We start from the raw sequence: 4,751 nt of genomic DNA, 5'->3' as shown, positions 1-4,751 counted from the left end.
GAGGGCATTTCGGTCGACGGCATGGAGGCGCTGCTGCCGGTGCTTCGGCCCGGCGAGCACGTGCTGCTCACCGACCAATTGGCCCCGCGCACACCGGTCTTGGTGTGCGACCCCGAGAAGGTCCGCACCCGGGCCGCCGATCTGATCAAGACCGGTAGCGAATTCCTCGAAGCATCGTGGTCGGTGGCCGCGTTGGGTACCGACGCCCCCGTCGACGTGGCGCAGTTCGGCGGGTCGGGATTCGCCGAACTCGACGACGTGCGGGCCGCGGCGGGCCGCGCCGGGCATCCGTGGTGGACGCTGAGCCAGCTGTCCGACGAGTCGGCCGTGGAACTGGAGATCCGGGCGGCGCCGTCGGCGCGCGGGCATCAGCACGACATCGACGGCATCTTCGCGATGCTGCGTGCGCACGTTTCCACCGGCGGCTACGCCGTCGTCGTCGCACCCGGGACCGGGACCGCGCACCGCGTGGTGGAACGGCTGGCCGAGTGCGACACCCCCGCCGCCATGCTCGAATCGGGCGCCGCCCCCAAGGCCGGCGTGGTCGGTGTGCTCAAGGGCCCGTTGCACGACGGCGTCATCATCCCCGGCGCCACGTTGGTGGTGATCACCGAGTCCGACCTGACCGGCAGCCGGGTGACGGCCGTCGAGGGCAAACGCCTGGCGGCCAAGCGGCGTAACACCGTTGATCCGTTGGCGCTCACGGCCGGTGATCTGGTGGTGCATGATCAGCACGGCATCGGCCGGTTCGTGGAGATGGTCGAGCGCACCGTCGGCGGCGCTCGGCGCGAGTACCTGGTGCTCGAATACGCGTCGAGCAAGCGGGGCGGCGGGTCCGACAAGCTGTATGTGCCGATGGACTCGCTGGACCAGCTGTCCCGGTATGTCGGTGGGCAGGCGCCGGCGCTGAGCAAGCTGGGCGGCAGCGACTGGACCAACACCAAGACCAAGGCGCGGCGCGCGGTGCGCGAGATCGCCGGCGAGCTGGTGTCGCTGTACGCCAAGCGGCAGGCCAGCCCGGGTCACGCGTTCGGGCCGGACACCCCGTGGCAGGCCGAGATGGAAGACGCGTTCGGCTACACCGAGACCGTCGACCAGCTCACCGCGATCACCGAGGTCAAGTCCGACATGGAAAAGCCGGTCCCGATGGACCGGGTGATCTGCGGCGACGTCGGTTACGGCAAGACCGAGATCGCGGTGCGGGCGGCGTTCAAGGCGGTCCAGGACGGCAAGCAGGTCGCGGTGCTGGTGCCCACCACGCTGCTGGCCGACCAGCATCTGCAGACCTTCACCGACCGGATGACCGGGTTCCCGGTCACGGTCAAGGGCCTGTCCCGGTTCACCGACCCGGCGGAGTCCAAGGCCGTCGTCGAGGGCCTGGCCGACGGATCGGTGGACATAGTGATCGGCACGCATCGGCTGTTGCAGACCGGGGTGCGCTGGAAGGACCTGGGCCTGGTGGTCGTCGACGAGGAGCAGCGGTTCGGCGTCGAGCACAAGGAGCACATCAAGAGCCTGCGCACCCACGTCGACGTGCTGACCATGAGCGCCACCCCGATTCCGCGGACGCTGGAGATGAGCCTGGCCGGCATCCGGGAGATGTCGACCATCCTGACGCCGCCCGAGGAGCGGTATCCGGTGCTGACCTATGTGGGTCCGCACGACGACAAGCAGGTCGCGGCGGCCCTGCGGCGCGAATTGCTGCGCGACGGGCAGGTCTTCTACGTGCACAACCGGGTCAGCTCGATCGACCGGGCGGCGGCCCGGATCCGCGAGCTGGTGCCCGAGGCGCGGGTGGTCGTCGCGCACGGGCAGATGCCCGAGGAACGGCTGGAACGCACGGTGCAGGGGTTCTGGAACCGCGAATACGACATCCTGGTGTGCACCACGATCGTGGAGACCGGCCTGGACATCTCCAACGCGAACACCCTGATCGTCGAGCGCGCCGACACCTTCGGCCTGTCCCAGCTGCACCAGCTGCGCGGCCGGGTCGGCCGCAGCCGCGAGCGCGGCTACGCCTACTTCCTGTATCCGCCGCATTCGCCGCTGACCGAGACGGCGTATGACCGCCTTGCCACCATCGCGCAGAACAACGAGCTGGGCGCGGGCATGGCCGTCGCGATGAAGGACCTCGAAATCCGCGGGGCCGGCAACGTGCTGGGCGTCGAGCAGTCCGGGCACGTCGCCGGCGTCGGCTTCGACCTGTACGTCCGGCTGGTCGGCGAGGCGGTGGAGGCCTACCGGGCCGCCGCCGACGGTCAGACCGTCACCACCGCCGAGGAACCCAAGGACGTGCGGATCGACCTGCCGGTCGACGCGCACCTGCCGCCGGACTACATCGCCAGCGACCGGCTGCGGCTGGAGGGCTACCGACGGCTGGCCGCCGCGGCCTCCGACGCCGAGATCGACGCGGTCGTGGAGGAACTCGTCGACCGATACGGGGCGCTGCCCGAACCGGCCCTGCGGCTGGTCGCGGTGGCGCGGCTGCGGCTGCTGTGCCGCGGCGCCGGCATCACCGAGGTGTCCGCGCCCTCGGCGGCCACGGTGCGGCTGTCGCCGATGACTCTGCCGGATTCGGCGCAGGTGCGGCTCAAGCGGATGTATCCGGCCGCGAACTACCGCGCCACCACGTCCACGGTGTCGGTTCCGATTCCGCGCGCCGGCGGGGTGGGCGCGCCGCGGCTGCGCGATGTCGAGCTGGTGCAGATGGTGGCCAACCTGGTCACGGCACTGCAAGGCAAGCCCCAGACGGACGTTGATATAACGAGCTCAGAACCCGCGAGAAGTGAGGAGCGACGAGCGCGATGACATCCATCGTCGTCTTGTTCGACCCCCGCCGCCCCTCGCTGGTGCCCGTCGAGGCCATCGAGCACCTGACCGGCGAGGTGCAATACACCGAAGAGATGCCCGTCGCGGTGCCCTGGTCGCTGCCCGCGGCGCGCCCGGTGCATTCCGGTGAGGACGCCCCGGTGCTGCTGTCGTCGGATCCCGAGCACCCCGCTGTCACCGCCCGGCTGGCGGCCGGCGCACGGCTGATCTCGGCGCCGGAGACGCCCCGCGGTGAGCGGCTGGTCGACGCGGTGGCGATGATGGACAAACTGCGCACCGCCGGGCCGTGGGAAAGCGAGCAGACCCACGATTCGCTGCGCAGGTTCTTGCTGGAGGAGACCTACGAGCTGCTGGACGCCGTCGGCAGCGGCAACGCCGAGCAGTTGCGCGACGAACTCGGCGACGTGCTGCTGCAGGTGCTCTTTCATGCCCGCATCGCCGAGGATGCGCCGCACTCCGCCTTCACCATCGACGATGTCGCCGCGGCCCTGATGCGCAAACTGGGCAACCGAGTTCCGGGAGTCCTTGCCGGGCAATCGATCTCGCTCGAAGAGCAGTTGGCCCAGTGGGAAGCGCGGAAGGCGGCCGAGAAGCCGCGGAAATCGGTGATGGACGATGTGCACACCGGGCAGCCCGCTTTGGCACTGGCCCAGAAGGTCATCGCCCGCGCCGGCAAAGCGGGCCTTCCCGCCGACCTGATCCCCGGCGAGATCACCTCGGTCTCGGTGTCGGCCGACGTCGATGCCGAAAGTGCGTTGCGGACCGCCGTTCTGGACTTCGTGGAGACGGTCCGCGGAGTCGAGCGGACGATCGCGGCGGCGCGCCGCGGCGCCGGTGTTCCTTCAGCGTTCGACGTGGCCCCGCTCGGTGAGATCTCCGAGCAGGAGTGGCGCGAGCACTGGCCGACCGCGGTACCGGTGGTCGACGATGCGGCGCCGGGGACCGACGGCCAGGCCGACGCGGCCGCCGAGGAGTCCGGCGCCGACGCCGCGGCCGACGACGCCTGACCGGGCCGCCGCCGCCCTTACCGAGGCGCCGTCGCCCACTAATTCGCGCTTTCGGCCGTGAAAGAGAGCGACCGACGGAATGTTTGCCCGATTTGGCCGTCCTGGCTGGGTAACATCGCCGATGAGGGTGCGAATCCCCGTGGTTGGCGTCGGTCTGACCGCGCTGGCCGAAGCGGCCAACGGCTTGCCGAGGGTTAGCTGAAACCGGCGGCGAGTCGGTGTGCCGGGGCCCGAGGCGACCGGGTCGGTCCCGGACGCATGGGACGATGGTGTGGCGGAAGTTGGGGCAGGCGAGTTTAGGGGAGCTCAGGAAAGCATGGTGTCGCCGAGGCGTTGGATGCGCGCGGCCGCCGTGATCGGCGCGACCGCGATCGTTCTGGCCTCCAGCTGTACCTGGCAGCTCAGCCTGTTCATCCCTGACGGCGTGCCGCCACCGGCCGGGGATCCGGTGCCCGCCGTGGACACCCACGCCAGCGGCCGGCCCGCGGATCAGTTGCGGGACTGGGCGGCGCAGCGGTCGGCGGCACTCGAGATCCCGGTGATCGCGCTCGAGGCCTACGCCTACGCGGCGCGGGTCGCCGAAGTCGAGAACCCGAAATGCCACATCGCGTGGACCACGCTGGCCGGCATCGGCCAGGTCGAGAGCCACCACGGCACCTACCGCGGCGCGCGCCTGGCCCCGAACGGCGATGTGAGCCCCCCGATTCGGGGTGTCCGGCTCGACGGCAGCGGCGGCACGCTGCGCATCGTCGACACCGAGGAGGCCGTCACCGACGACGACGGTGTGACGCGCGCCATGGGGCCGATGCAGTTCATCCCGGAGACGTGGCGGCTCTATGGTGTCGACGCTCACAACGACGGGCGCGTCAGCCCGGACAACATCGACGACGCGGCCCTCGCCGCGGCCGGTTACCT

3 protein-coding genes are annotated in these 4,751 nt (G+C 70.5%); all 3 read left to right on the top strand.

All coding sequences use genetic code 11. The annotated features are described in order from the left end of the window. On the top strand, positions 1-2,808 hold a 2,808-nt coding region (mfd, locus tag A9W96_RS28640), incomplete at its 5' end, for a transcription-repair coupling factor (RefSeq protein ID WP_067144561.1). Continuing rightward, complete coding sequence (locus A9W96_RS28635; protein WP_066871773.1) at positions 2,805-3,836, top strand: nucleoside triphosphate pyrophosphohydrolase; 1,032 nt, start codon at positions 2,805-2,807, stop codon at positions 3,834-3,836. The genes mfd and A9W96_RS28635, both read left to right, overlap by 4 nt. A 319-nt stretch (positions 3,837-4,155) precedes the next feature. Next, positions 4,156-4,751, top strand: a 596-nt coding sequence (locus tag A9W96_RS28630) for a lytic transglycosylase domain-containing protein (RefSeq protein ID WP_156765460.1), incomplete at its 3' end; no start/stop codon positions are given.

Origin of the sequence: Mycobacterium sp. 1245852.3, assembly GCF_001669335.1 — a bacterium.
Taxonomy (GTDB): Bacteria; Actinomycetota; Actinomycetes; order Mycobacteriales; family Mycobacteriaceae; genus Mycobacterium; species Mycobacterium europaeum_A.
The sequence above is the reverse complement of the archived record's forward strand: the minus strand, read 5'-3'. Positions and strand labels throughout refer to the sequence as shown.